This window comes from Altererythrobacter epoxidivorans, assembly GCF_001281485.1.
Lineage (GTDB): Bacteria > Pseudomonadota > Alphaproteobacteria > Sphingomonadales > Sphingomonadaceae > Erythrobacter > Erythrobacter epoxidivorans.
In genome coordinates, this window is sequence record NZ_CP012669.1 from 2,292,989 (window position 1) to 2,317,990 (window position 25,002).

20 protein-coding genes are annotated in these 25,002 nt (G+C 62.7%); 16 read left to right on the forward strand and 4 right to left on the reverse strand.

The features are described from left to right. Positions 1–34 precede the first annotated feature (34 nt). The 5 genes from AMC99_RS11345 (at position 35) to AMC99_RS11365 (ending at position 6,740) form a co-directional block, all read left to right on the forward strand. Positions 35–2,800 carry a [protein-PII] uridylyltransferase gene (locus AMC99_RS11345; RefSeq protein WP_061926632.1) on the forward strand — a complete coding sequence of 922 codons (2,766 nt, stop codon included), beginning with the start codon at positions 35–37 and terminating at the stop codon, positions 2,798–2,800. Positions 2,801–2,855: 55 nt separating this feature from the next. Then, positions 2,856–3,803: a GAF domain-containing protein gene (locus AMC99_RS11350; RefSeq protein ID WP_061926634.1), complete on the forward strand. Its 948-nt coding sequence runs from the start codon at positions 2,856–2,858 to the stop codon at positions 3,801–3,803. Between the two features lie 160 nt (positions 3,804–3,963). Continuing rightward, on the forward strand, positions 3,964–5,484 hold the full coding sequence (adh, locus tag AMC99_RS11355; protein ID WP_061926637.1) for an aldehyde dehydrogenase: 1,521 nt from the start codon (positions 3,964–3,966) through the stop codon (positions 5,482–5,484). A 153-nt stretch (positions 5,485–5,637) separates the two neighbouring features. Continuing rightward, positions 5,638–6,369, forward strand: coding sequence for a TorF family putative porin (locus AMC99_RS11360; RefSeq protein WP_198143526.1), 732 nt, complete (start codon positions 5,638–5,640; stop codon positions 6,367–6,369). A 2-nt stretch (positions 6,370–6,371) separates the two neighbouring features. Beyond that, entirely contained in the window at positions 6,372–6,740 is a 369-nt protein-coding gene (locus AMC99_RS11365; RefSeq protein ID WP_061926641.1) for a DUF779 domain-containing protein, read from the forward strand. On the opposite strand, the gene AMC99_RS11370 is transcribed toward AMC99_RS11365, so the two are convergent. Beyond that, a complete protein-coding gene (locus tag AMC99_RS11370) occupies positions 6,737–7,399 on the reverse strand; it encodes a YggS family pyridoxal phosphate-dependent enzyme (RefSeq protein ID WP_061926642.1) in 663 nt (220 codons plus the stop codon). The two genes, AMC99_RS11365 and AMC99_RS11370, sit on opposite strands and share 4 nt — an antisense overlap. A 22-nt stretch (positions 7,400–7,421) precedes the next feature. On the opposite strand from AMC99_RS11370, the gene AMC99_RS11375 reads away from it, so the two are divergent. The 3 genes from AMC99_RS11375 to AMC99_RS11385 all read left to right on the forward strand — a co-directional run bounded on the left by AMC99_RS11375 (position 7,422) and on the right by AMC99_RS11385 (position 12,253). Then, positions 7,422–7,955: a thiamine phosphate synthase gene (locus tag AMC99_RS11375; RefSeq protein WP_338021445.1), complete on the forward strand. Its 534-nt coding sequence runs from the start codon at positions 7,422–7,424 to the stop codon at positions 7,953–7,955. Between the two features lie 74 nt (positions 7,956–8,029). After that, a complete protein-coding gene (locus tag AMC99_RS11380) occupies positions 8,030–10,369 on the forward strand; it encodes an FtsK/SpoIIIE family DNA translocase (RefSeq protein WP_061926646.1) in 2,340 nt (779 codons plus the stop codon). Between the two features lie 153 nt (positions 10,370–10,522). Further along, the gene (locus tag AMC99_RS11385; protein ID WP_061926648.1) at positions 10,523–12,253 is read left to right on the forward strand and encodes a GGDEF domain-containing protein; all 1,731 of its coding nucleotides are present in this window, start codon (positions 10,523–10,525) and stop codon (positions 12,251–12,253) included. Here the strand turns inward: AMC99_RS11385 and AMC99_RS11390 are convergent. Continuing rightward, positions 12,250–12,654: an acyl-CoA thioesterase gene (locus AMC99_RS11390; RefSeq protein WP_061926650.1), complete on the reverse strand. Its 405-nt coding sequence runs from the start codon at positions 12,652–12,654 to the stop codon at positions 12,250–12,252. The genes AMC99_RS11385 and AMC99_RS11390 overlap by 4 nt on opposite strands. After that, the gene (locus tag AMC99_RS11395; protein ID WP_061926652.1) at positions 12,651–14,843 is read right to left on the reverse strand and encodes a S9 family peptidase; all 2,193 of its coding nucleotides are present in this window, start codon (positions 14,841–14,843) and stop codon (positions 12,651–12,653) included. Before AMC99_RS11395 ends, AMC99_RS11390 begins: the two co-directional genes overlap by 4 nt. Before the next feature lie 158 nt (positions 14,844–15,001). Between AMC99_RS11395 and AMC99_RS11400 the strand changes: the two genes are divergently transcribed. The 5 genes from AMC99_RS11400 to AMC99_RS11420 all read left to right on the forward strand — a co-directional run bounded on the left by AMC99_RS11400 (position 15,002) and on the right by AMC99_RS11420 (position 20,380). Next, positions 15,002–16,807, forward strand: a complete 1,806-nt coding sequence (locus AMC99_RS11400; RefSeq protein WP_061927966.1) for an aminopeptidase P family protein — start codon at positions 15,002–15,004, stop codon at positions 16,805–16,807. Between the two features lie 72 nt (positions 16,808–16,879). Then, on the forward strand, positions 16,880–17,275 hold the full coding sequence (locus AMC99_RS11405) for a VOC family protein (RefSeq protein ID WP_061926654.1): 396 nt from the start codon (positions 16,880–16,882) through the stop codon (positions 17,273–17,275). Between the two features lie 217 nt (positions 17,276–17,492). Then, positions 17,493–18,116 carry a hypothetical protein gene (locus AMC99_RS11410; RefSeq protein WP_061926655.1) on the forward strand — a complete coding sequence of 208 codons (624 nt, stop codon included), beginning with the start codon at positions 17,493–17,495 and terminating at the stop codon, positions 18,114–18,116. Between the two features lie 57 nt (positions 18,117–18,173). Next, on the forward strand, positions 18,174–18,929 hold the full coding sequence (locus tag AMC99_RS11415) for a response regulator (RefSeq protein ID WP_061926657.1): 756 nt from the start codon (positions 18,174–18,176) through the stop codon (positions 18,927–18,929). After that, positions 18,929–20,380, forward strand: coding sequence for a sensor histidine kinase (locus AMC99_RS11420; protein ID WP_083440159.1), 1,452 nt, complete (start codon positions 18,929–18,931; stop codon positions 20,378–20,380). Before AMC99_RS11415 ends, AMC99_RS11420 begins: the two co-directional genes overlap by 1 nt. Positions 20,381–20,399: 19 nt before the next feature. On the opposite strand, the gene AMC99_RS11425 is transcribed toward AMC99_RS11420, so the two are convergent. After that, positions 20,400–21,974, reverse strand: coding sequence for a helicase HerA-like domain-containing protein (locus AMC99_RS11425; protein ID WP_061926660.1), 1,575 nt, complete (start codon positions 21,972–21,974; stop codon positions 20,400–20,402). A 105-nt stretch (positions 21,975–22,079) separates the two neighbouring features. Here AMC99_RS11425 and pabB point away from each other — a divergent pair, with 105 nt between their 5' ends. The 3 genes from pabB to arfB are packed head-to-tail and all read left to right on the forward strand — an operon-like array spanning position 22,080 to position 24,962. Next, a complete protein-coding gene (gene pabB, locus AMC99_RS11430; RefSeq protein ID WP_061926662.1) occupies positions 22,080–23,906 on the forward strand; it encodes an aminodeoxychorismate synthase component I in 1,827 nt (608 codons plus the stop codon). Beyond that, positions 23,903–24,553 (forward strand): RluA family pseudouridine synthase, encoded by a 651-nt coding sequence (locus AMC99_RS11435; RefSeq protein WP_061926664.1) that lies wholly within the window; start codon positions 23,903–23,905, stop codon positions 24,551–24,553. Before pabB ends, AMC99_RS11435 begins: the two co-directional genes overlap by 4 nt. Continuing rightward, positions 24,546–24,962: an alternative ribosome rescue aminoacyl-tRNA hydrolase ArfB gene (arfB, locus tag AMC99_RS11440; RefSeq protein WP_061926666.1), complete on the forward strand. Its 417-nt coding sequence runs from the start codon at positions 24,546–24,548 to the stop codon at positions 24,960–24,962. The genes AMC99_RS11435 and arfB overlap by 8 nt, the downstream gene beginning before the upstream one ends. Positions 24,963–25,002 lie beyond the last annotated feature (40 nt).

Genomic DNA, 25,002 nt, shown 5'->3' on the forward strand with positions numbered 1-25,002 from the left:
CGACAAAGACCAGATTACGGACACGTAAGACGAAGTGAACAATCTCCCCATCCCCAACCAGCGCGCGATCGTCGATCGGCGTGAACTGGCAGGCAAGATCGATGCGCTGGCAAAGGAAAAGGGGGCGCAGCAGGCGCGCGGGGAGATTGTTGCACTTTTGAAAGATGCGCTGGAACAGGGTCGCGCCGAAATCCGGCAGCGACTGGAAACGCATCCCTCGCGCGGTCACTTATGCACCGGCAGCCAGAGCTTCCTGATCGACCAGCTGGTCCGCATCATTCACGATCTCGTGATCGAGCATGTCTATCCGGTCGCCAACCGTAGCGCGGCCGAACGGCTGACCATCCTTGCTGTCGGCGGATATGGCCGTGCGGAGATGGCGCCGCATTCGGACGTCGACATCGCCTTCATTACCCCGACACGGCGTGCGCCATGGTGCGAGCAGGTGATCGAGGCGATGCTCTATTTCCTGTGGGATCTCGGCCTCAAGGTCGGCCACTCCAGCCGGACCGTCGACGACACGTTGCGCATGGCGCGTGAGGACCTGACGATCCGCACCGCCCTACTCGAAGGGCGCTTCGTCTGGGGCGACCGGGCCCTGTATGACGAAACTTCCGTGCGCTTCTGGGCCGAAGTCGCCAAGGGCAGCGAACGCCAGTTCCTGGCCGAAAAGCTCGAAGAACGAAACGCCCGGCACAAGCGGATGGGCGACAGTCGCTATGTCGTCGAACCCAATGTGAAGGATGGTAAGGGCGGCCTTCGCGACCTCCAGACATTGTACTGGATCGGGAAGTACATCCACCGCGTCAGGAGCGCCGCCGACCTCGTCGACGTGGGCCTGCTGACAAAAGCGGAATACAAGGGTTTCCGCCGCGCCGAAGGCTTCCTGCTGGCGGTGCGCTGCCACATGCATTTCATTACGGGGCGCGCGGAGGACAGGCTGACCTTCGACCTGCAGCGGCGCGTCGCTGAGCGGATGAACTTCCAGGATCGCCCGGGCAAGAGCGCGGTCGAACGGTTCATGCAGTTCTATTTCCTGCAGGCAAAGCGGGTCGGCAGCCTGACAGGTGTGTTCCTCGCCCACATCGACGACGAATTCGAACACAAGCGCGCCCGCAGCGGGTTCTTCGCCGGCTGGAAGCAGAAATCGCGCCTGCTCAAGGGATACCGAGTGTTCGGCGGACGGATTGCCGCACCGTCGGACGACTGGTTCCGCAAGGACCCGATCCGCCTGATCGAAGTGTTCCAGCTGGCAGAAGAGAACAGTCTCGAAGTCCATCCCGAGACAATGCGCCTCGCCAACCGCGACAGCGTGCTGATCAAGGATGACGTGCGCGAAAACCCGCGCGCCAATGCGCTGTTCCTCGACCTGCTGTCAGGTCGCAACGATCCCGAGATGGTCCTGCGCTGGATGAACGAGGCGAACGTGTTCGGCCGCTTCGTGCCCGACTTTGGCCGTGTCAACGCGCAGATGCAGTTCGACATGTACCATCATTACACGGTCGACGAGCATACCATCCGCGCCATCGGCCTGCTTTCGAAGATCGAGAAGGGCGAGCTGAAGGGCGACCACCCGCGCTCCACCGGACTCATTCACAAGATCACTTCGCGGCGGGCGCTCTATGTCGCGGTCCTGCTGCACGACATTGCCAAGGGGCGCGGCGGCGACCATTCGGTCCTGGGGGCTGATGTTGCCCGCGAACTGTGCCCGCGTTTCGGCCTCGACGATGCCGAGACCGACCTCGTCGCCTGGCTTGTGCTCCAGCATTTGTTGATGAGCGCGACGGCGCAGAAACGCGACCTGACGGATCCCAAGACGATCGAGGATTTCGTCAGCGAAGTGCAGAGCACCGAACGCTTGCGCAACCTGATGCTGCTGACCGTGGTCGACATCCGCGCCGTGGGACCGGGCACATGGAACAGCTGGAAACGCCAGCTGATCGGGGAGCTTTACGATTCCGCGCAGGAGCGCCTGCGACTTGGGCACATGCGTCATGGACGCGAACAGCGTGTCGAAGCGAAGAAGGAATCGGTCGCGGAGCAGTTGGGCGATCGGGCCGGACTGGTAGCGGACATCGGCAAGCTGTTCGACGACGCCTACTGGATCGCCGAGCCCGAGGACGTCATCGCCCTCAACCTCGTCCAGTACGAAGTGGCGCGAAAGATCGAGGACCAGCTCTCGATCCATTGCGAGTATTACGAGGCACGCGGCGCAACGCTGGTGACGGTCATCGCCGCCGACCATCCAGGCCTGTTCTATCGCATCGCCGGCGGCATTGCGCTGGCCGGGGCGAACATCATCGACGCCCGCATCCATACCGCGCGCAGCGGTTGGGCGGTCGACAATTTCCTGGTGCAGGACCCGGTGGGCAAGCCGTTCCGCGAAGCAGGCCAGATCGACCGGCTCAAGAAAGCCATCGCCGATGCCCTCGGCAACAGGATCGAACTCGTGCCCAAGCTGGCACAGCGCCCGCTACCGCGCAGCCGTGCCGGCGCGTTCGAGGTCGCACCGCGCGTCAATTTCGACAACCAGGCGTCGAACCGCTTCACCGTGATAGAGGTCAATGCGCGCGATCGCTCGGCGCTTCTCAACAGGCTGTCGCGGGCGCTGTTCGAAAGCAATTTGATGGTCCAATCGGCCCACATCACCAATTACGGCGAGCGGGCCGCCGACACATTCTACGTCACCGATCTGACCGGCAGCAAGGTGACCACACCTTCCCGCCTGAAGGAGATCGAGCAGCGCCTGCTCGATGCTGCCAGCGACGAACGGCAGGCCGCGCTGGAACCGGCCGAATAGTCCGACCTTGGGCTAACTCGCTTTTGCCGTCGCTTTGCGGTAGATTTGCCGCGGGATGAGGAAAGAACACGAACAGGCTGTGGCGCAGGTGCTCGAATCGGCATCAAGCGCAGCGCTTTCTCCGGTCGCTGCCAGCTGGTGCCGGTCCGGCCTCAGGCATGGCTTGGCGCCAGACGATTCGCGCGGCCCTACGATCCTGACAGGCAGCGAATTGACCATTCGGCGCCAGCGCCACGACATGATGCTGTCGGTCGCCCGCCCCTTGCTCGACCAGCTTTACCAGACGGTTTCCGCAACCGGCTGTGCCGTGATGCTCACCGATGCCGATGGCGTGGTCCTGGAAACACGCACCCAGACCGGTGACCGGGCGATGTTCGATGCCGTCGGCCTGACGCCGGGCGGCGTCTGGAGCGAGGGCATCGAAGGGACCAACGGTATCGGAACCTGCCTTGTCGAAGACCGTGCCGTGACCATCCATCGGGACGAACATTTTGCCAGTCGCAACATCGGCATTAGCTGCATGGATGCGCCAATCCACGATGCTCGCGGTCGGTTGGTGGGTGCCCTCGATATTTCGAGCTGCCGCGACGATCACAGCCAGGCGATGGCTGCGCTGGTGCAGAAGATCGTTCAGGACTCGGCCCGCCGGATCGAGCGCGGCGTTTTCTACCGACACTTTGCGGGCAACCGGATCATCGACACGAACGAGCCCGGCGGCGATGCCGCACTGATCGCCGTCGATCGCGACGATTTGCTGGTCGGCGCGACCCTTGCCGCACGCAAACGTTTCCGTCTCACCGACGACTGCCTGACCGGCAACCGGACTGCGGCAGAGCTGCTGGGAGAAGGCGACGCGGCATCCTTCCTCGATTCGGAACGCGCCGTCCTGCGCCGCGCCCTCGCTCAGGCCGGGGGCAATGCGACCAAGGCTGCCCGGGCTCTCGGCATAGGTCGCGCAACCCTCTATCGCAGGCTCGAAAAGGCCGGAATCGCCCGCCAATAGGGCTCTGTTCCAAGCAGTATCGCTTATTTCGGCGGCAAGTGTCTCAATCCCGAGACAGTTGCGAGACTCCTCTGCTGCGCCCGGATTGTGAAAATCGGCGCGCGCTTCATCCTTACTCTCACGACCGGGATACCCCGGCGACAAACGAGAGGTTGATGGAATGGACATTCAGACAAGCCCTGCCGCCAGCATGACGGCACCCTTTGCCGAGAAGTACGACAACTTCATCGGCGGCAAGTGGACCGCACCCAAGGACGGCCGCTACTTCGACAATATCTCCCCTGTCACAGGCAAGCCGGTCGGCAAGATCGCCCGCAGCCAGGCGGTCGATATCGAGGCCGCGCTCGACGCTGCCCATGCGGCGAAGCAGGGCTGGGGCCGCTCGAGCCCGGCAGAACGCGCGCTGATCCTCAATCGCATCGCCGACCGCATGGAAGAAAATCTCGAGAAGCTCGCGATCGCCGAGACCTGGGACAATGGCAAACCTTTGCGTGAAACCATGGCTGCGGACATTCCGCTGGCGATCGATCACTTCCGTTATTTCGCCGGCACGATCCGCGCACAGGAAGGCGGCATTTCGGAAATCGACCACGATACGGTTGCCTATCACTTTCACGAGCCACTGGGCGTGGTCGGACAGATCATTCCGTGGAATTTCCCCATCCTGATGGCCGCATGGAAGCTCGCCCCGGCACTGGCGGCGGGTAACTGCGTCGTGCTGAAACCGGCAGAGCAGACCCCTGCGTCGATCATGGTCTGGCTCGAGATCATCGGCGACCTGCTGCCCAATGGCGTGCTCAACGTCGTCAACGGCTTCGGCCTCGAAGCGGGCAAGCCGCTCGCCAGCAGCAACCGCATCGCCAAGATCGCCTTTACCGGCGAGACGACGACCGGCCGGCTGATCATGCAATATGCCAGCGAGAACCTGATCCCGGTGACGCTGGAACTCGGCGGCAAGAGCCCCAACATCTTCTTCGAGGATGTCACCCGCGAGGACGACGACTACTTCGACAAGGCGATCGAAGGCTTCGTGATGTTCGCGCTCAACCAGGGGGAAGTCTGCACCTGCCCGAGCCGCGCGCTGATCCACGAAAGCATCTACGACCGTTTCATGGAACGCGCCATTGCGCGGGTCGAGGCGATCAAGGCGGGCAACCCGCTCGACCTTGAAACCATGATCGGTGCGCAGGCCAGCAGCGAACAGCAGGAAAAGATCCTGTCCTACATCGACATTGGCAAGCAGGAAGGTGCCGAGCTGCTGACTGGCGGCGGCGCCGCAAAGTTCGAAGGCGAACTGGCCGACGGCTATTACGTCCAGCCGACCGTCTTCAGGGGCAACAACCGGATGCGGATCTTCCAGGAAGAGATTTTCGGCCCGGTCGTTTCCGTCACCACCTTCAAGGATCACGAAGAAGCGCTGCAGATCGCCAACGACACGCTGTATGGCCTCGGCGCGGGCGTGTGGAGCCGCGATGCCAACACCTGCTACCGCTTCGGCCGCGCCATCGAGGCAGGCCGAGTCTGGACCAATTGCTACCACGCCTATCCGGCACACGCTGCCTTCGGCGGCTACAAGCAGTCGGGCATCGGCCGTGAAAACCACCTCAAGATGCTCGAGCATTATCAGCAAACCAAGAACATGCTCGTCAGCTACAACCCGAAGAAGCTCGGCTTCTTCTAAGGGTCGCATCTCGGCCCGGCGGCACCTCCTCTCTCCATAGCCGCCGGGTCGAACACCCCACCCAATCGCACAACCAGGAATTTTTTCGCGCGACGACGATCGGGTGCGATGTCGCGCGCCATCAACAATGCCCGAATGATGGGAGGCTCTCTTATGAAACGCTTGCTCACCGCTTCGCTGGCCGGACTGGCGATGATCGCCGCTGCGCCTGCATCTGCGCAGGACAGCATGAACGAATCGAGCGGCCCGCCCGCAGCCGACCCGGTCGAAGACGCTTCGGGTATGGACGTATCCTTCAGCCTGGCAGCCGCAACCGACTACGTTTTCCGCGGCATCAGCCAGAGCGCCGAGGATCCCGCCGTCTTTGCCGCCGTTTCGATCAAGGCCGGCGGGTTTTATGCCGGTGCGGGGACCGAGAATGTCGATTTTCCCGGTATCGACCAGGAATACGACCTGTGGGCGGGTTATGTCCTGCCGCTGGGCGGCAAGACCGCTCTCGACGTCGGCGTCGTCCGCTACGGCTATATCGATAGCCCGGTCGATATCGACACGGTCGAGATAAAGGCTGCCTTGTCATCCAGCATCGGCAAGACCGGCGTCGGCGTGGCAGGCTACTGGACCCCCGACTATTTCGGCACCGATGACGACGGCTTCTATGCCGAAGCGAACATGCGCCAACCCCTGGGCGACAAGCTGAGCATGTCGGGCGCGGTCGGGCATCAGTGGATTTCCGCCGGCGGCGACTATCTGACCTGGAACGCCGGCCTGTCCTATGCGGTATTGCCCGGAGCCAATGTCGATATCCGCTACCACGACACCGATACCGGCGCCTTCGGCACGCTCGCCGACGCTCGCCTCGTGGGCAGCTTTTCGATAGGCTTCTGAACATGACCGCCCCGCCCCGAGTTACCGCGACTGACGCAGCACGCGAATTGCTGGCGCAGATCGTGGACCGGCACGGAGACGTGCTGATCCACCAGTCGGGTGGCTGCTGCGACGGGTCGAGCCCGATGTGCTATCCGCGGGAAGAATTCCGGATCGGTGAGCGCGACGTGCTGCTCGGCCGGATCGATGGGACGCCGGTCTATATCGGCGGCCTCCAGTTCGAAGCGTGGAAGCACACCCAGCTGATCCTCGATGCAGTATCGGGGCGGGGCGGCATGTTCAGCCTGGACAACGGGACGGAGCGGCGATTTCTCGTCCGCTCACGCGCCTTTTCGCAACTGGAACTGGCTGCGCTGGAAACAGAGGCCTAGGAACGTCCGCCGAACAGGGCCGTGCCGACGCGGATGTGCGTTGCGCCCAGCATGACGGCGGTTTCATAGTCCCCGCTCATCCCCATGCTCAGCCCTTCGAGACCGTTGTCTTTCGCTAGGTTTGCCAGCAATGCGAAGAACGGGGCAGGCTCGATATCGGCAGGCGGAATACACATCAGTCCGGCAATCGGAAGGTTCGCATCGCGGGCCGACGCTAGCAATGCGGGAAGCTGGTCGATTGGGCAGCCGCCCTTCTGTACCTCGCTACCGATGTTGACCTGGATGAAACAGGGCACGCGGCGGTCCGCCTTGTCCATCGCCTTGGCAAGCGCCTTCAGCAGGCTGGGCCGGTCGAGCGAGTGGATGCAATCGAACAGCGCTACGGCATCGTCCGCCTTGTTCGATTGCAGCTGGCCGATCAGGTGCAGTTCGACATCGGGATAACGCTCGCGCAGCGAAGGCCATTTGTCCTGCGCTTCCTGGACGCGGTTTTCGCCAAAGACCCGCTGCCCCTCTTCCAGCAATGGCATAATCGCCTGCGTGGAATGGGTCTTGCTCACCGCGATCAGGGTGATGTCGCCCGGCTCGCGGCGCGAGGCCTTGCACGCCTTCGCGATATTGGTGCGGACTTCTTGAAGCGGGGTATCTGCCTTTTCCATGGCGCCGCGCTATAGCGGGTGCGTGACGACCTGCCAGCCCCTGCCGAAGCTATGGCTTCTGTCCGACGAGCGGAACGATGCCGTTCTAGAACAGGCGATCGCACGCCTGCCAAGGCGCTCGGCCTTCGTTTACAGGCATTATCATCTGGATATGGCGAAGCGGCAGGCACGCTTCGCAGCCTTGCGAGACCTCGCCCGGCGGCACGATCACACGGTAATTCTCGCAGGTAGCCCCGTCCTGGCGCGCAAGTGGCTGGCCGATGGCGTGTATGGCCCCGCCAGCGCTATGCCGCGCGACAATGCCCTGCTGAAGATCGTCACTGCTCACAATTGGCCCGAAATCGTTGCAGCCGAGCGCGCCGAGGCCGACGCGATCATGCTATCGCCCGTCTTCCCGACTGCCTCCCATCCGGGCGGACGCAGTCTGGGACCGGTGCGGTTCCGCCTGTTGGCGCGAAAGACGGCGATCCCCGTCATCGCTCTAGGCGGCATGACAAAGGACACGGCAAAGCGGCTGGACTGGCCCCGCTGGGCCGCGATTGACGGGTTGAGCTGAGACTCGCCTCGCCGCTGTTCGCTTGACCGCGAGTCCCCGAGGATTCATGGTGTGTTCCGACAGGAGGACGCCGTATGGCGACACAAGCTATGAGCACCCGCAAGACTCGCGGCAACACCGATTGGCGCGCGGCATTTCGCCGTTCGATGCGCCGCGCCCTGCAGATGGCCGGCGCCGGGGCGCTGGTCGTGTTGCTCGTATTCCTGACCCTGTCGATCGCCAGCTACACCCAGACCGACCCTAGCGGTTCGACCGCTGCATCGGGCGAAGACATCCAGAACTGGATGGGCGGAACCGGGGCATGGGTCGCAGACAAGGTGCTCGGCACGTTCGGCCTGACCTCCGTCCTCCTGCTGCCGCTAATCTATATTTCCGCGCGCAAGCTGTGGCGCGATGTCGAGCATGAGGACGAGGAGGACACGACGCGCTGGTGGCTGCCGCTCGGCCTGCTCCTCATCGCCATGGTCCTGCTGTCGACCGTTTTGTCGCTCGCTTTCGAGGGGCCACGTGGCACCCTGCCCGCACAAATGGGCGGCATATCGGGCCTGTTGGGTGCCGCCGCAATCGAAGCCGTGGCTTCGCGGTTCGGTGAAAGCGCCGATGGCTGGATCATCCTGGGCGCCGCGCTCGCAAGCCTTGCCGGCGGCGTAGGGCTGCTGACGCGCGTCTTCGCAATCGACTGGCGCGGCCTGCTTACCCTTCCCGACTTCCTGCACCGCACGCCTGCAGAAATCGAGGACGACGTCCCGCTCCCCGGACGCGAGAAACCGGCACGCAAGGCCAAGCCTGACGCGGAAAAACGCCCGGAGCCTGTCCAGCGCCGGGCACCGGAAATTTCCGATCCCTCCGCTCCGCCCAAGCCTGCAACCATTGCCAAGGCGAAGCAGCGCGACATGTTCGCAAGCTTCGACCTGCCCAGTCTCGACCTGCTGGCCGACGTGCCGGAAAATACGGCGCCCAAGCTCGACAAGCTGGCGCTGGAACGCAATGCGCGCCTGCTCGAAAACGTACTCGACGATTTCAATGTGAAGGGCGAGATCACGGCGGTCCGCACCGGGCCTGTCGTCACCATGTACGAGCTGGAACCTGCCCCCGGCATCAAGGCTAGCCGCGTGGTCGGCCTGGCCGAAGACATCGCGCGCAACATGAGCGCAATAAGCGCCCGTGTCTCGCCCATTCCGGGCCGCACGGTCATGGGCATCGAATTACCCAATGCCGACCGCGTCATGGTCAGCTTCAAGGAACTCGCCGCGTGCGAAGCCTTTGCCGAAAACAAGGGCAATTTGCCGATTATCCTGGGCAAGGACATTGCCGGTGAGCCCATCGTTGCCGACCTTGCCGCCATGCCGCACTTGCTCGTTGCCGGCACCACCGGCTCGGGTAAGTCGGTCGGCCTGAACGCGATCCTGCTGTCGCTGCTTTACCGTTTCACGCCCGCCGAATGCCGCCTGATCCTGATCGATCCCAAGGTTCTGGAACTCAAGACCTACGACGATATCCCGCATCTCCTCAGCCCGGTGGTGACGGAACCGCACAAGTCGGTTCGCGCGCTCAAGTGGGCGGTGGAGGAGATGGAGCGACGCTATCGCATGATGTCGTCGGTCAATTCGCGCAACATCAACAGCTTTAACGAGAAGGTCACCGCAGCCGCCGCAAAGGGCAAGCCGCTCGGGCGACGGGTGCAGACCGGCTTCGATCCAGAGACCGGCGAAGAACTGTTCGAGGAAGAACAGCTCGATTACGAACCGCTGCCGCAGATCGTCCTGATCGTCGACGAACTTGCCGACCTGATGGTCACCGTCGGCAAGGAGATCGAAGTATTGATCCAGCGCCTTAGTCAGAAATCGCGCGCCGCAGGTATCCACCTGATCATGGCGACCCAGCGCCCCTCGGTCGACGTCATTACCGGCGTGATCAAGGCCAACCTTCCGACCCGCATCAGCTTCAAGGTCACCAGCCGTATCGACAGCCGCACCATCCTGGGCGAACAGGGTGCGGAGCAACTGCTGGGCAAGGGCGACATGCTCTACAAGCCGAATACCGGTGCCATGGTCCGCGTCCACGGCCCCTTCGTCAGTGACGAAGAGGTCGAAAGCGTGGCGGATTTCTGGCGCGGACAGGGCAAGCCCGACTACGTCGATGCCGTCACCGAAGAACCGGAAGACGGCGGCTTCAACTTCGAGGACGAATTCACCGCCTCGGACAATCCCGAAGAACGCAAGTACCGCCAGGCCTGCCAGATCGTGATCGAGAACCAGAAGGCGTCGGGCTCGTGGCTCCAGCGCCAGATGGGCGTGGGCTACAACACGGCTGCGAAATGGATCGAACGGATGGAAAGCGAAGGGCTCGTCGGGCCTGCCAACCATGTCGGCCGCCGCGAGATCTTCCGTGACCAGGACGGAAACCCGCTCTAGTCATTCCGAAGCCAACGGCAGGACCGCTTCTCGTTTGACAGTATTTATTACTATAGGTGTTCCGACTAACATAGTTAATTTCAGGTGCGTAATTCATGTAATTTCGCGCCGATGTTTATAAAAAGATAAGTGTTCCAGCCTAGTGCCGACTGTGTGACGGGGAGGCTCTACACGATCACGGCCGGACTTTACGCGGCCCTGGCGTTTATCGCAGCGCTGTGGCTCGCCTATATCCCGGTCACATCCCAGGAAGCCCATCCTTCGGCCTGCGTCATCGGCGGACTGCCGCAATTCACTGAAGGAACGATTGCAGCACCCGGCCAGCAATGGCGCTGCCAAGGCTCCGGTGCGAAAGATGTCAGCCAGACTGCGCTGGTACGTTTCGACATTGAAGAAGAATCGCGGCCAAGGGTCCTGCGGAGCAGGATCGGCCTGTTCGACGAGATCCAGCTATTCGCAGTCGATCACGATGGCACGGTGCGAACCCGAATCTATTCGATCGACACGGTGCAGCCGGTCGCCAGCGAACCGATGTTCCTGATCGACCTTCCCGAAGTCACTGAACAGACCCGCAGCGTCTTCATGCAGATCGAAGGGGCCGGTCATGATGCGACCCCGATGCGCGCCGTCCTGTTCGACGCGGACCCGACCGCCAATTCCGAACACTTCCGCGCAATGGTTATGATCGCGCTCCTCGTCGGGCTGGTCCTGGCACCGATGGTCTTCGACCTGGCATTCTTCGGCGCGCTGCGATCGCCATTCCTGCTGTGGCATGCGATCCTGTCGCTGACATTCGGCGTACTCGTGATCTTGCGCTCGGGACTGATCGTGGAATTCGTCGAAATCTCGATCGCGACATGGCGCGCAGCCCTGATCATGGGCCTGGGGTTCTGCATATTCTCTGCCGCGATGTTCACGCGTTCGTTCATCGAGGAAGACATGCTCGATCCGCGGCTTCGCCGGATGCTGCCTTTCATTGGCATCTGGGCAGTCGTCTTGTCCGCGATCCATCTGGCCCATTTTGATTTCCTCCAGCCGCTCGGCGGCTCGTTCCATTCAATCGGACTCGCCCCGGTGCTCGTGGCGTTCGGCATCGTATTTGCCGACGCCTATCGCCGCGGATCGCGTGCCGTCCGATTCCAGATCCTCGGCTGGATGCCCCTCTTGCTCGGCTTTGCAGTCCAGCTGGTGAGCTACCTTGCGCCGCTCGGTCTTCCGACAGACGCTCTGCCGATGTTCTATCTCGGCACGCTGAGCGAAACGACGATCACCGCGATCGGTGTGGGCGACAAGTTCCTTTCGCTCCGCAAAGAGCTGACCGCAGTGCGCAGCGAAGCCGAAGAGCTGGAAAAACTTTCCGAGCGCGACCCGCTGACCGGCCTGCTCAACCGCCGGGCGATCGATTCGCGCTTCGACCAGCTTCACAAGTCAGGCTATGAAACCTTTGCCCTGCTCGACCTCGATCACTTCAAGAAGATCAACGACACGGCCGGTCACGATACGGGCGACAAGGTCCTCCAGGTCATCGCAGAGGCGCTGCGCGGCGACGATGGCACCATATCCATCCGTCTCGGCGGCGAAGAATTCGTGCTGCTGATGCGCGGTGATGATGCATTCGAGCGCGCCGAGCGCTTGCGCCAGATGGTCTCGCTCCGCGTAGCCCGCAGCCTGCCCGAACTGGGGCAAGTGGTCACGGCAAGTATGGGATTGATAGTGGCGCCGCGAAAGGCGCTGCCCAAGGCGACGTTCTCCGACCTCTATTCCCGTGCCGACATGCTGCTCTATGAAGCCAAGGCGCAGGGTCGCAACCGGATGATGGCAGAACGGATCCAGGCGTTCGAACGGCGCAAGGCACCCGACCGTCGCAAATCGAAAGCGGCCTAGGTTCGATCGACCACGAAAGGTTCGATCACTTCCGGACGCACGCGCACCAGCCGCTGCGTTTCGCGATCGAGCATGGCCCACGTCGTCCGTGCGGAGACGATGATCTTTCCGTCTTCATTGGTGAAATCGACCCGGCGATCAGACTTCGCGCCCTTTGCCGGACCGTCGATCCAGGTTTCCCCGGTCACGCTCTCGCCTTCGGCAATATTGCCGCGATAGTCGATCTCGTGCCGGATCACGACCCAGAAGAAGCGCGCGTTGTCTTCAGGCCGCGCAGCCGCATCCCAATGCGCGGTGGCGATGTCCTGGACCCACTGGACCCAGACCGTGTTGTTGACGTGGCCGAGCTCGTCGATGTGCCCGGCCAGCGCCGTGAATGTCCGCGCGAAAAGACCGGTCAATCGTCCGCTTTCTCGTCCGTCATCCCCATCTGCCAAAGGATGAAGCCGAATTCTTCGGCCACTTCATAGAGTGCATTCCAGCGACCCGACTTGCCGCCGTGGCCCGCACCCATGTTGGTTTTCAGGAGCAGTTCGTTGTTGTCGGTCTTCACATCCCGCAACTTGGCAACCCACTTGGCCGGTTCCCAATAGGTCACACGCGGATCGTTGAGGCCCGCGGTCACCAGCAGCGGCGGGTAATCCTGCGCCGAAACCTGGTCGTAAGGGCTGTAGCTGAGCATGTAGGCGAATGCTTCCTTGCTCCTGATCGGATCGCCCCATTCCTGCCATTCGCCCGGCGTGAGCGGCAGGCTCTCGTCGAGCATGGTGTTGAGCACATCGACGAAGGGAACGTGCGCGACGACAGCGCCCCACAGATCAGGCGACTGGTTGATGATCGCACCCATCAGTTCGCCGCCGGCCGAACCACCCGATGCAGTGACCTTGCCCTTGGTCGTGAAGCCCTGGTCAATCAGGCCTTCGGCGGCATCGACGAAGTCGTTGAAAGTGTTGCGGCGCTCGAACATCTTGCCCTGCAGATACCAGCGGCGGCCGAGGTCGTCGCCGCCGCGGATGTGCGCGATGGCATAGGCGAAGCCGCGATCGACAAGGCTGAGACGCGAGGTCGAGAAGCCCGGAGGTACGGCGTAGCCATAGGAGCCATAGGCATAGAGGTGCAGCGGGCCGCCCTTGCCGCCGTTCAGCTTGTCACGGTCCTTGCGCATAACGACGCTGACGGGGATCTTGGTCCCGTCCCGCGCGGTGATCGTCGTGCGAACCGTTTCGTATAGCGAGGCGTCGTAACCGCTCGGAATCTCCTGCTGCTTGAGCAGTTCGAGCGCGCCGGTCTTTACGTCGTAATCATAAACGCTGTCGGGCGTGACCATGCTTTCGTAGGCAAGCCGCAGCTTGCTGACGTCGTATTCCGGATTGTTGGAAAGCCCTGCGTCATAGCTCGCTTCGGGAAAGGCGATCGGCTTGACCGAGGTTGGCGCGTCGTAGCTGCGCAGCTGCACCTGATCGAGCCCGTCGAGACGCCCTTCCGTGACGAAGAAATCCTTGAACAGGTCGAAACCGGTCAGGTAGAAATCGTCCGATCCGGCAATGACCGTCTGCCACTCGCCCGGTTTCGCAATCGACGCCTTGGCGAGGCGGAAATTGATGTGCTCGTCATTGGTCCAGACGTAAATTTCGTCGTCGCGGACATCGACCGAATATTCGACACCTTTGACGCGCGGCTTGATCAGGATCGGCGTCGCCGTCGGGTTATCGGCTGGCACCAGTCGTACTTCCGACGTTTCATTGTCGCCCGTTGCGATGATCAGCCAATCTTCCTGCGCCGTCAGTCCGGCACCGACGCCGAAGCTCTGGTCCTCTTCCTTGTAGAGCGTGACATCGTCTTCGACAGGCGTGCCGAGGACGTGCAGCTTCGCTTCCAGCGTGCGCCATTCTTCGGTCGAGGGGCCGTAAACCAGCGCGGTGTCGCCCTTAACCCAGGTCAGCCCGCCACGCAGATTGGTCAGCTCGTCGGCCAGCAGTTCACCGGTCGCCAGGTCCTTGATCCGCGCAGTGTAGCGTTCCGAACCATTGGTATCGGTCGAATAGGCGAGCAGGCGGCCGTTCTGGCTCACCGACAGCGCGCCGAGGCGGAAATAGTCGAGGCCGTCGGCCAGCTGGTTTTCATCGAGGATCAGCGCAGCATCGCCGCCCGCCGCAGGCTTGCGGTAATGCTTGCGGTATTGCGAACCTTCCTCGAATTCCGACCAGTAGACCCAGTCGCCATCCTTTTGCGGGACCGAGCTGTCGTCTTCCTTGATCCGGCCCTTCAGTTCTTCGAACAGCTTCTCGACCATCGGTTTCTGGTCCGCCATGCGCGCTTCGTACCAGGCGTTTTCAGCCTTCACGTAATCGAGCACGTCCTCGTCATCGATGGTCGGATAGGACTGGTCGCGCAGCCAGTTGTAGGGATCGCTGATCGTGATGCCATGGTGGGTGTAGCTGTGCGCGCGCTTTTCGGCGACGGGCGGGGAGGTCGGTACCTCGCTGGTCACGTTTGTATCTTCCTTGTCTGGAGTTGCCGCCTGCGCTGCCACGGGCGACAGGGCGAGGCAAGCGGCGAGAGCGATGCGGGATAACGAATGGGTGGTCATGAAATTCCCCTGCCATGTGACGCCGCCTGCCAGAGTCTGCAACGGCCAGAATCTGCGACGGGTGGCGTAGCAACCGAATGGTCCCTATGTTGGTTTCGATAGAAAGCAGTTTGTCCCATGCGGCAAGCCGGAACTTCCCCAACGCAGGATTCGATAAAATGTTGATGCAAACCCACGAAGCCCGTCTCACCGCCCTCCGGCAGGAACTGAAGGGACGCAACCTCGACGGGTTCATCATTCCCATCTCCGACGAGCACATGAGCGAATATGTCGGGGCCTATGCCCAGCGCCTCGCTTGGCTGACGGGTTTCGGCGGCTCTGCCGGTTCGGCGGTCGTACTCGCCAACAAGGCGGCAATCTTCGTCGATGGCCGTTACACGGTCCAGGTCCGCGACCAGGTGGACGAAAAACTGTTCGAATACCGTTCGGTGCCCAAGGACACGATTGGCGGCTGGCTGGCCGACAATGCCGAGCGCGGCGCCAGGATCGCCTATGATCCGTGGCTTCACACCCGCAAGTCGATCGATGCGGCCCGCAAGCAGCTCGAGCGCGCAGGCGTTGAACTGGTCGCCGTCGAAACCAACCCTATCGATTCAGTCTGGCAGGATCGGCCGGAGCCGTCGGCGGCAACCGCTGTCGTGCACGATGCCGCTCTGGCCGGACGTTCGTCGTCCGAAAAGCGGTCGGAAATCGCCGACTGGCTGAAGAAGACCGGCCATGACGCCGCCGTCGTCTCAGCGCTCGATTCGATTGCATGGCTGCTCAACATCCGCGGAACCGACGTGGATCGCACCCCCGTTGCCCTGTCCTATGTCATTTCTCATCAGGACGGCACGGCAGAGTTCTTCATCGCCCCTGAAAAGGTGACGCCGGAACTGACCCAGCACCTCGGCAATGCGGTCACGATCAGGGCGCGTGACGAATTCCCCGATGCACTCGCCGGATTGTCGGGCAAGCGGGTTTCGGTCGATCCCGATTATGGCGTCGATGCAATCGCACAATTGCTCGAAGGTGCCGGTGCGGAAGTAAGCTTCAACCGCGATCCGACGATCGTGCCAAAGGCGGTCAAGAATGCTGTCGAACAGCAGGGGCACCGTGATGCCCAGGCCCGTGACGGTGCAGCCGTCGCCCGCTTCCTGCGCTGGATCGAGATCAATGCTCCGAGCGGCGAAGTGGACGAACTGACCGCAGCTGCCACGCTCAAGGCGTTCCGCGAGGAACACGGCGATCTGCGCGACCTTTCCTTCGACACGATCAGCGCTGCAGGCCCCCACGCCGCACTGCCGCATTACCGCGTCGACGAAGACAGCAATATCGCCATCCCGCCGTCGAGCATCTACCTCGTCGATTCGGGCGGCCAGTACCGCGACGGCACGACCGATATCACCCGCACGGTCTGGGTCGGTCCGGGCGAGCCGAGCCGCGAAATGATCGACCGTTATACCCGCGTGCTCAAGGGTCATATCGCCATCGACCTTGCGGTCTTCCCCGAAGGTACTGTCGGCGCCCAGCTCGACGCCTTCGCGCGCCAGTACCTGTGGCAGGCAGGTGTCGACTACGCCCATGGTACGGGCCACGGTGTCGGCAGCTTCCTGTCGGTGCATGAAGGACCGCAGCGCATCGCCAAGGCGACAAGCGGACAGGCAGGGTCCGACCAGGAATTGCTCGCCGGGATGATCCTTTCCAACGAGCCCGGTTATTACAAGCCGAACGGTTTCGGCATCCGGATCGAGAACCTCGTCCTGACGGTAAAGCGCGAAATCGAGGGCGCCGAAGGCGACTATTTCGGGTTTGAGACGCTCACCTTCGTTCCGATCGACCGCCGGCTGGTGGACAAGACCATGCTCAGCCCGGAAGAAATTGCATGGTGGAACACCTATCATTCCAAGGTCCGCGACATCCTCGCGCCGCAGCTATTGGGAGAGGATCTCGACTGGCTGGAGCGGGAGTGCGCGCCCCTCTGACGGCCTTGCGAAGCACTCAATGTTCCTATAATGTTCTCATTACTGGTCGCGATGAACTGAGGATATTCGACAATGATTGGTTATGTGACTCTGGGAACGAACGACTTGCAGAAGAATGCCCCGTTCTACGACGCGATCGCGGCGGAGATGGGATACGGGCGGATGATGGATTTCGACACCTTCATCGCCTGGGGCGCATGGGACGGCCCGGCAGGTGTCGCGCTGACCAAGCCCTTCGACGAGAAGCAAGCGACTGTCGGCAATGGCACGATGGTCGCGCTGCAGGCGCAGGACAAGGAGCAGGTGCACCGATTGCACGAAATCGCCCTGTCCAATGGCGGGAGCGACGAAGGCGCTCCGGGACCGCGCGGCGAGGCGGACGAGAACGGCAATGTCTTCTACGCCAGCTATTTTCGCGATCCCGACGGTAACAAGCTCAACGCCTTCTGCATGGTCAACGAAGGCTAGGTTGCAGGGGTTCGTCGGCGGCAAGTTTGCTGCTCGATGAACCCCCTTCTCCGCGCGATACAATGCGCGACAAATTTCCCTCACATCGGCATATTCCTGCGACACTCGTGCCCTAGACAGGATGCACGAGTTGCGGCGATGTTGCTGGAGCAGTCCCCTCCCCCTCCACTCCGGCGCTCGCCGCAGCTCAAGATAATTTCCTCTTGTGGAGAAGACGATGCGTAATTTCACCCTGACCCTCACTGCCGCAGCACTGGCGCTTGGCGGCGCGACCGTTGCGATGGCCGACCAGCAGACCGGCAAGCGCGGCGCCGATGCCGATGGCGACGGCGTCATCACTCTGGCCGAGCACAATGCCCGAGCAGCCAAGATGTTCGAGCGCATGGACGTTAACAGCGACGGTTTCATCAATGATGCCGACAGCGAAGCGCGCAAGGCCGAACGATTTGCCAAGCTCGACACTGACAAGAGCGGCGAACTGTCGCAAGCCGAACTCGATGCAGCACGCAAGGATCGCAAGGAACGCATGGAAAACCGCCGCGCCAAGAAGGGCGAGCGCGGTGACCAGGCGGCCGAAGATCGTGGGAAGCGCGGCGGTGAACGCCAGGGCAAGCGCGGGCATCGCGGTCGCGACATGGGCATGGCCATGCTGCGCCAGGCCGACACCAATAACGACAAGTCGGTAAGTCGAGCCGAATTCAACGCGGCTTCCGCAGCCCACTTCAAGAAGATGGATACCGACAATTCGGGGACCATCACCAAGGCGGAACTCGACGCAGAACGCGAAGCGATGAAGGCGAAGTGGCAGGAACGCCGCGAAGCCAAGACTGCGGCTGAATAACCGCGATCCTATCTGGCCGGTTGAGCCGGCCAGCCGGGTGCGGCAAAGGACCTCCTCATGACCGATGTCGCACCCGTTACCATCTTGCTGGTCGATGATGAGACGACCCTGCGCGAACCCCTGGCCGAATATCTGACCGGTCAGGGTTTCGTCGTGCATGAAGCGGAAAGCGCTGCGGCAGCGCGCAGTCGCCTGCTGGAAATCACGGCCGATATCGTCTTGCTCGATATCATGATGCCGGGCGAGGACGGCCTTTCGCTCTGTCGGCACCTGATCGAATCTCAGGGCCTGCCGGTGATCCTGCTTACCGCCAAGGGCGAAGCTACCGACCGCATCGTCGGCCTCGAAATCGGTGCCGACGATTACGTGACCAAGCCGTTCGAGCCACGCGAGCTGGTGGCGCGGATCCGATCCGTCCTGCGGCGTGCAGGCCGTGCCAACGGGAATGGAGCCTCCAACCAGGACGCGGCGGAGAACCTGCTGTTCGAATTCGAAGGCTGGACGCTCGACCCGCTCAAGCGCCGCCTGTGCGATCCCGATGGCGTTTCGGTCGCAATCTCGACTGCGGAATACCGCATGTTGCGCGCATTCCTGGATCTCCCCCGCGCGGTCCTCGATCGCGATCGCCTGCTCGACATGGTGCAGGGCCGCGAGGCGCATATGTTCGATCGTGCGGTCGACAACCAGGTCAGCCGCCTGCGTCGCAAGATCGAGTCTGACAGCCGTAACCCGCAATTCATCCAGACCGTGCGCGGCGGCGGCTACCGCTTCGCAGCCGACGTACGACGCGTGAAATCCGAACCGGACAATTGATGCGGCTTCTTCCCAAAAGCCTGCTCGGCCAGGTCATGGCGACAGTCATCTTCGGACTGTTCGTAGGACAGGGTGTTGCAGCCGTGCTGCTGTTTCAGGGTGCCCAGCAGCGCCAGCAGGTCAATCTCGTCAACTCAGCCGCTTTCCGGCTCGTCGATGCACGCGAACGCGCCGAGCGCCGCGAGCAGGGTCGCCTCGCTTCTAGGGGCGACGACGGCGAGAACCTCGATCGGCCACGGCGCGGCGAGCGCGACGGCAAGAAGGACAGGCGGGGCGAACGCCCGGGATATTCCGAATTTCGCGTCGGCCTCGAAACTTCGGACCGGTCGCCACTGCTTCCGGGCGAAACCCGCCTTCCCGAGATCGAAGATGGCCTGGAACGTGTCCTCGCATCGCAGGGCATCGTGACAGAAGAGGTCGTCGCCCTGCGGCGCGATGCGACCAAGGACCCATTCATCACTGAACGACCGCGCCTGCTGGCGCGCATCGAGCGGCGGGGCGAGGACGATCGCTGGCTGATCGTTGCGGCTTACCGGGAGGATAACGGCGCGTGGCGCGTTGCCCGGGTGGCAGAAGGGCGGCGACCGCGCCAACTCTTCGGCCCGATCCTGATCCAGACCTTGGTCATTTTCGCCGTGCTGGTGACGCTCCTTTATTTCGTGATGCGCCGCATCACGCGGCCCATCGCGAGACTGACCGAGCGGGTGACGAGCTTCTCTCAACGGCCCGATCACACTGAAAAGCTGGAGGAAAGTGGGCCGCAGGATGTCCGCGAATTGATCGCTGCGCACAATCTGATGGAAGCCCGCATTTCGGCCATGCTCGATGAAAAGGATGTGATGCTGGGCGCCATCGGACATGACCTGAAGACGCCGCTTGCTGCCTTGCGCGTCCGGATCGAGAGCGTCCCCGACGACCAGCAGCGCCAGCGCATGGCCGAAAGCATCGAAGGAATCACCCGCACTCTCGACGACATACTGACGCTTGCCCGGGTGGGGCGCGCCGGATCGCAACGCGAGAAGCTCGACCTGTCCGCGCTCGCCTCCTCTGTGGTTGAGGAATTCGAGGATCTGGGCGAACCGGTCACGCTGGTCGAAGCGCCGCGGCTCGTCGTCAGCGGTCATACGACATGGCTTGAACGCGCCATGCGGAATCTGATTTCCAACGCGGTCCGTTACGGCGGAGCGGCCAACGTAGATGTCCTGCGCGAAGATGGCGTCGCAGTGATCCGGGTCGATGACAACGGTCCGGGCATTCCTGCCGAGCGGATTTCGGAAATGATGGAACCCTTCACCCGCGGCGAAGCCAGCCGCAACCGGGCGACCGGCGGCGCTGGCCTCGGCCTGACGCTGGCTCGTGCCATTGCTGAACAGCATGGCGGCAAGCTGGTGCTTGCCAACCGCGCCGGCGGCGGCTTGCGCGCGGAAATCCGGCTGCCCGAAAACGCCTGAACCGGCAGGGCAGGCCGGATCAGCGCATCAGGCCGCCGATCAGGTTGCGAACGAAGCGCCCGGCGATGCTGCCACCAAATTCGGTAGCAATCGTTCCCGCAGCAGAGGTCGCAGCCGTCTTCATCGGGTTGGCGCGGCTCTTCCGGCCCGAAATCTTTGCCGCAACGATAGTAGCTGCAGAACTGGCAGCCGCGCCCATCGCGGCCTTGCCCGCCTTCTCCCACAGAGAGGTGGTCTTGCGGCTGCGCTTGCCCACTTCCTCGCGCCCCTTTTCCTCGACCTCTTCCGCAGTTTCGGCAGCATCGACCGCCTTGGCCGCGAGTACTTCTTCGGCGCTCTCGCGGTCGACCGTCGTATCGTATTTCCCGTCAACAGGACTGATCGACTGGATGATCGCACGCTCCTTGGGCGTCACCGGGCCCAGGCGGCTGCGCGGCGGCTTGATCAGCGTGCGCTGTACGATCGTAGGCGCGCCATCTTCGTCCAGGGTCGAAACCAGTGCCTCGCCGACCTTCAGTTCGGTGATGGCCTGGGCGACATCGAGGTCGGGGTTGATGCGGAAGGTTTCGGCCGCCGCCTTGATCGCCCGCTGGTCGCGCGGGGTGAATGCGCGCAAAGCGTGCTGCACGCGATTGCCGAGCTGCCCAGCCACCTCTTCAGGAATGTCGATCGGGTTCTGGGTGCAGAAATAGACGCCAACGCCCTTCGACCGGATCAGGCGCACAACCTGCTCGATCTTGTCCGAGAGCGCCTTGGGCGCATCATCGAACAGCAGGTGCGCCTCGTCGAAGAAGAAGACCAGCTTGGGCTTCTCGGGATCGCCCACCTCGGGCAGGCTTTCGAAAAGTTCCGCCAGCAGCCACAGCAGGAACGTCGCATAGAGCTTGGGACTGCGCATCAGCTGGTCGGCAGCGAGCACGTTCACATAGCCGCGGCCCTGCTCGTCCACCTTGATGAAATCGTCGATTTCAAGCGCGGGCTCGCCAAAGAACATGTCCGCACCTTGCGATTCGAAGCTCAACAGCTGGCGCTGGATCGTGCCGACGGACTGTTTCGACACATTGCCGTAAACGCCCGAAAGCTCCTTCGCATTTTCGGCCGCCCAGGCGAGGACGGACTGGAGGTCGCCGAAATCGAGCAGCAACAGGCCGTTTTCATCGGCATGGCGGAAGACGATCTGCAGGACCCCTTCCTGCGTTTCATTAAGGTCGAGCAGGCGCGACAGCAGCAGTGGACCCATTTCCGAAACCGTCGTCCGGATCGGATGCCCCTGCTTGCCGTAGAGATCCCAGAACACGACTGGATTATCGGAATAGCCATAGTCGTCCATGCCGAGTTCCTTTGCCCGGCTCTCCAGCTTGTCGGCGTGCTTGAAAGTGGGAGAGCCCGGCATGGCGATGCCCGACAGGTCGCCCTTCACATCGGCGACGAAAACCGGAACGCCTTCGGCGGAAAAGCTTTCGGCCAGCCCCTGCAAGGTGACGGTCTTGCCGGTACCGGTGGCGCCCGCGATCAATCCGTGACGGTTGGCGCGGGAAAGGTCGAGATACTGCTTCTCGCCGTTTTCGGCGAGGCCGAGGAAAATCTGACTCATGCGTGGGTAGTCTCCGGTCCCGAATGTTCGCTCGTGTGTGGCAAAGGGCAGGCCGTGCGGTCAAGTTCTCGACTTGTCGGCGTGATGGTCTAATGCAGGATACAAATGGGTCAGAATACTCCTTTCATCCTGCTGGACGATGCGCGCACGGATAATCCTGCCCCTGCGCACCTCTATCGCGAACCGCGCCAGGTCTTCGTCGCCAGGCGCGGCGAGGAGGTGTCACGGGTGCTGGCGGAAGCAGACAAGGCTCGTCTCAAGACCGGCGGGCATCTTGCCGGATACATCGCCTACGAAGCCGGGCTCGCGCTCGAACCTCGCCTTGCTGGGCGTGTCGACGGGCGTAGCGGCGCCGCCGGACCGCTCGTCTGGTTGGGGCTGTTCGACGATGCTGAAGAAATCGCGCCGGACGACGTTGCCGCTTGGCTCGCATCGCAAGCAGCCGAAGACGATGGCGGCGACGCGGCGCTCGGCCCGCTCGTGCCGCAATTGTCGACCGGCGGATACGAAGCTGCCTTTGCCACGATGCAGGAAGCGATCCGCGCCGGCGACATTTACCAGACCAACCTGACCTATCCGCTGGCCGGTTCTTATCGCGGTTCTCCCGTTGCGATCTATGCCGCGCTGCGGCCCGCAGCGAAAGCCGGCTACGGCGGCCTGATCTTCGACGGCTCGAACTGGCTGCTCAGCCTCAGTCCCGAGCTGTTCGTGTCGCTTCGCGGCGATGCGGCCAAGGTGAAGCCGATGAAGGGGACGCGCCCGCGCGCAGCGGACGAAAGTGCGGACGAAGCCCTGCGCGATGAGCTCGCCATGTCCGAAAAGGACAAGGCCGAGAACCTGATGATCGTCGACCTGATGCGCAACGACCTCAGCCGCGTGGCCGAGCCGGGCAGCGTCACGGTAGAGGGGCTGTTCAGCGTCGAAACCTATCCGACCGTGCACCAGATGGTCTCGACCGTTCATGCCCGGCTCGAGGACGGGAAAGGTGCCGTCGATCTGGTCCGGGCCATATTTCCTTGCGGATCGATCACCGGCGCGCCGAAGATCAGGGCGATGGAGCTGATCGACGAGGTCGAGCGCGATCCGCGTGGACCCTATTGCGGGGCGATCGGCCGGATCGACCCGGATGGAAGCGCCGCGTTCAATGTCGCGATCCGCACGTTGCGCCTGACTCCGATCGAGAACAGTCAGGGCGCTGCGGTCATGGGCGTCGGCTCTGCCATCGTTGCCGATAGCGAGCCCCTTGCCGAGCGGCGCGAATGCGAGATCAAGGGCGGCTTTGCGCGCAGCAGCACGTCCGATCACCGCGCTGCCCGCTTCGACCTGATCGAAAGCATGCTGTTCGACCCGGAAGCGGGAATCAGCCTGCTCGAACTGCATCTCGAGCGCATCAAGCAGAGCGCTGCCGAACTGGGCTTCTCCTTTGACCGTCACGACGTTCGCAACCAGATCCAGGCGCTATGTTTCGATCTGGAGCACAGGTCGAAGGTTCGCCTGCTGGCAGCGCGTAGCGGCGCGATCGCGTTCGAAGCGACGCGAATCGAACAGGTTGCCAAGCCGGTCCTGCAATGCATCGCGCTTCCCCTGCCGGTCGATCCCGGTGACTGGCGCCTGCGGCACAAGACCAGCGAGCGCGCATTCTACGAGGAAGCGCTGGGCGTTGCACGCGGCATGGGCGCAGACGAGGCGCTGCTGGTCCGTGACGATGGGCTGGTTACCGAAGGCAGTTTCACCAATATTTTTGTTCGCGGGGATGATGGCATCCTGCTTACCCCGCCCACCGCGCTCGGCCTGCTGCCGGGCGTCCTGCGGCGATCGCTGATCGATGCGGGCAAGGCGCGCGAGGCCGAGCTGTCGCTCGAAGACCTCGAAGGCGGCTTCCTGCTCGGCAATTCGGTTCGCGGGCTGGTGGAAGCGGAGTTCACTTCATGATCGATATCCTGTTCGAAGACGGCGAAGCGCTGGTCATCGACAAGCCGGCCGGCCTGCCGATCGAGCGTCCGCGCAAGGGCGGCCCTTCGCTCGAAGACCATCTTGAAGCGCTCAAGCTCGGCTTCCAGCGGCCGCCGATGCCGGTACACCGGCTCGACACCGATACTTCGGGCTGCCTCCTGCTCGCGCGCAATCCGAAAGCATTGAAGCGCTTCAACCGCGCTTTCGAGGAACGCGAGGTCGAAAAGAGCTACATCGCAATCCTCGACGGGATTCCCGATGGCGAAAGCGGGACGATCGAATTGTCGCTGAGCAAGATCAGCAGCGCCGAAAAGGGCTGGCGCATGATCGCCGCGAAGAAGGGCAAGCCGGCAGTTTCTCACTGGGAACTGGTCGAGGTGCTCGGAACGCGTTCGGTCATCCGGTTCAGGCCGGAAACGGGCCGGACGCACCAGCTGCGCATCCATGCGCTGGCGGGTCTGGGCCACGCGCTGCTTGGCGATCCGGTCTATGGCAATGGCAAGGGCGCGCCGCGCACCATGCTGCACGCCGAAAGCCTGGTTGTCGCGCGCGATGGCAAGCCTTCGATAGTAGCGACCGCGCCGCTACCGGCGGATTTTGTTGCTCTCGGAGTGTCAGGTGGATGAGGACCTGATCGCGCGGGCCCACGAGCTGGCAGAGGAAAGCTTCCTCGCCGGTTCGGGGCCTGGCGGCCAGAATGCCAACAAGGTCGCAACCGAGGTCCAGCTGCGCGTCAATGCATACAAGCTGCGCCTGCCACCATTCGCTTTTGCGCGACTGAAGGAAATCGCCGGCAGCAAGCTGACTGCCTCGGGCGACATCCTCATCACTGCGCGGGAACACCGTACGCAGGAAGCGAATCGCGCCGAAGCACGCGAGAAACTGGAGACCTTGCTGAAGCAGGCGCACGAGCGCCCGAAGAAACGCGCAAAATCGCGGCTCAACCGGGTAGGCAAGGTTCAGCGGCTGAAGGCGAAGAAGGCGCGCGGCGAGGTAAAGGCGAACCGCGGCAAGGTCTCACGCTCCGACTGGTAGCGGGGCCTGCGTCGGTTTCGGGTGACGCCGATGCTTGACT

Bases quoted from the DNA above. Each gene is read 5' to 3' on its own strand.
- AMC99_RS11350 (WP_061926634.1), top strand. From the start codon at position 2,856: ATGAGGAAAGAACACGAACAGGCTGTGGCGCAGGTGCTCGAATCGGCA.
- pabB (WP_061926662.1), top strand. From the start codon at position 22,080: ATGGGTCAGAATACTCCTTTCATCCTGCTGGACGATGCGCGCACGGAT.
- AMC99_RS11360 (WP_198143526.1), top strand. From the start codon at position 5,638: ATGAAACGCTTGCTCACCGCTTCGCTGGCCGGACTGGCGATGATCGCC.
- AMC99_RS11400 (WP_061927966.1), top strand. From the start codon at position 15,002: ATGTTGATGCAAACCCACGAAGCCCGTCTCACCGCCCTCCGGCAGGAA.
- AMC99_RS11420 (WP_083440159.1), top strand. From the start codon at position 18,929: ATGCGGCTTCTTCCCAAAAGCCTGCTCGGCCAGGTCATGGCGACAGTC.
- AMC99_RS11380 (WP_061926646.1), top strand. From the start codon at position 8,030: ATGGCGACACAAGCTATGAGCACCCGCAAGACTCGCGGCAACACCGAT.
- AMC99_RS11395 (WP_061926652.1), bottom strand. From the start codon at position 14,843: ATGACCACCCATTCGTTATCCCGCATCGCTCTCGCCGCTTGCCTCGCC.
- AMC99_RS11435 (WP_061926664.1), top strand. From the start codon at position 23,903: ATGATCGATATCCTGTTCGAAGACGGCGAAGCGCTGGTCATCGACAAG.
- AMC99_RS11365 (WP_061926641.1), top strand. From the start codon at position 6,372: ATGACCGCCCCGCCCCGAGTTACCGCGACTGACGCAGCACGCGAATTG.
- AMC99_RS11425 (WP_061926660.1), bottom strand. From the start codon at position 21,974: ATGAGTCAGATTTTCCTCGGCCTCGCCGAAAACGGCGAGAAGCAGTAT.
- AMC99_RS11410 (WP_061926655.1), top strand. From the start codon at position 17,493: ATGCGTAATTTCACCCTGACCCTCACTGCCGCAGCACTGGCGCTTGGC.
- AMC99_RS11415 (WP_061926657.1), top strand. From the start codon at position 18,174: ATGACCGATGTCGCACCCGTTACCATCTTGCTGGTCGATGATGAGACG.
- adh (WP_061926637.1), top strand. From the start codon at position 3,964: ATGGACATTCAGACAAGCCCTGCCGCCAGCATGACGGCACCCTTTGCC.
- AMC99_RS11370 (WP_061926642.1), bottom strand. From the start codon at position 7,399: ATGGAAAAGGCAGATACCCCGCTTCAAGAAGTCCGCACCAATATCGCG.
- AMC99_RS11405 (WP_061926654.1), top strand. From the start codon at position 16,880: ATGATTGGTTATGTGACTCTGGGAACGAACGACTTGCAGAAGAATGCC.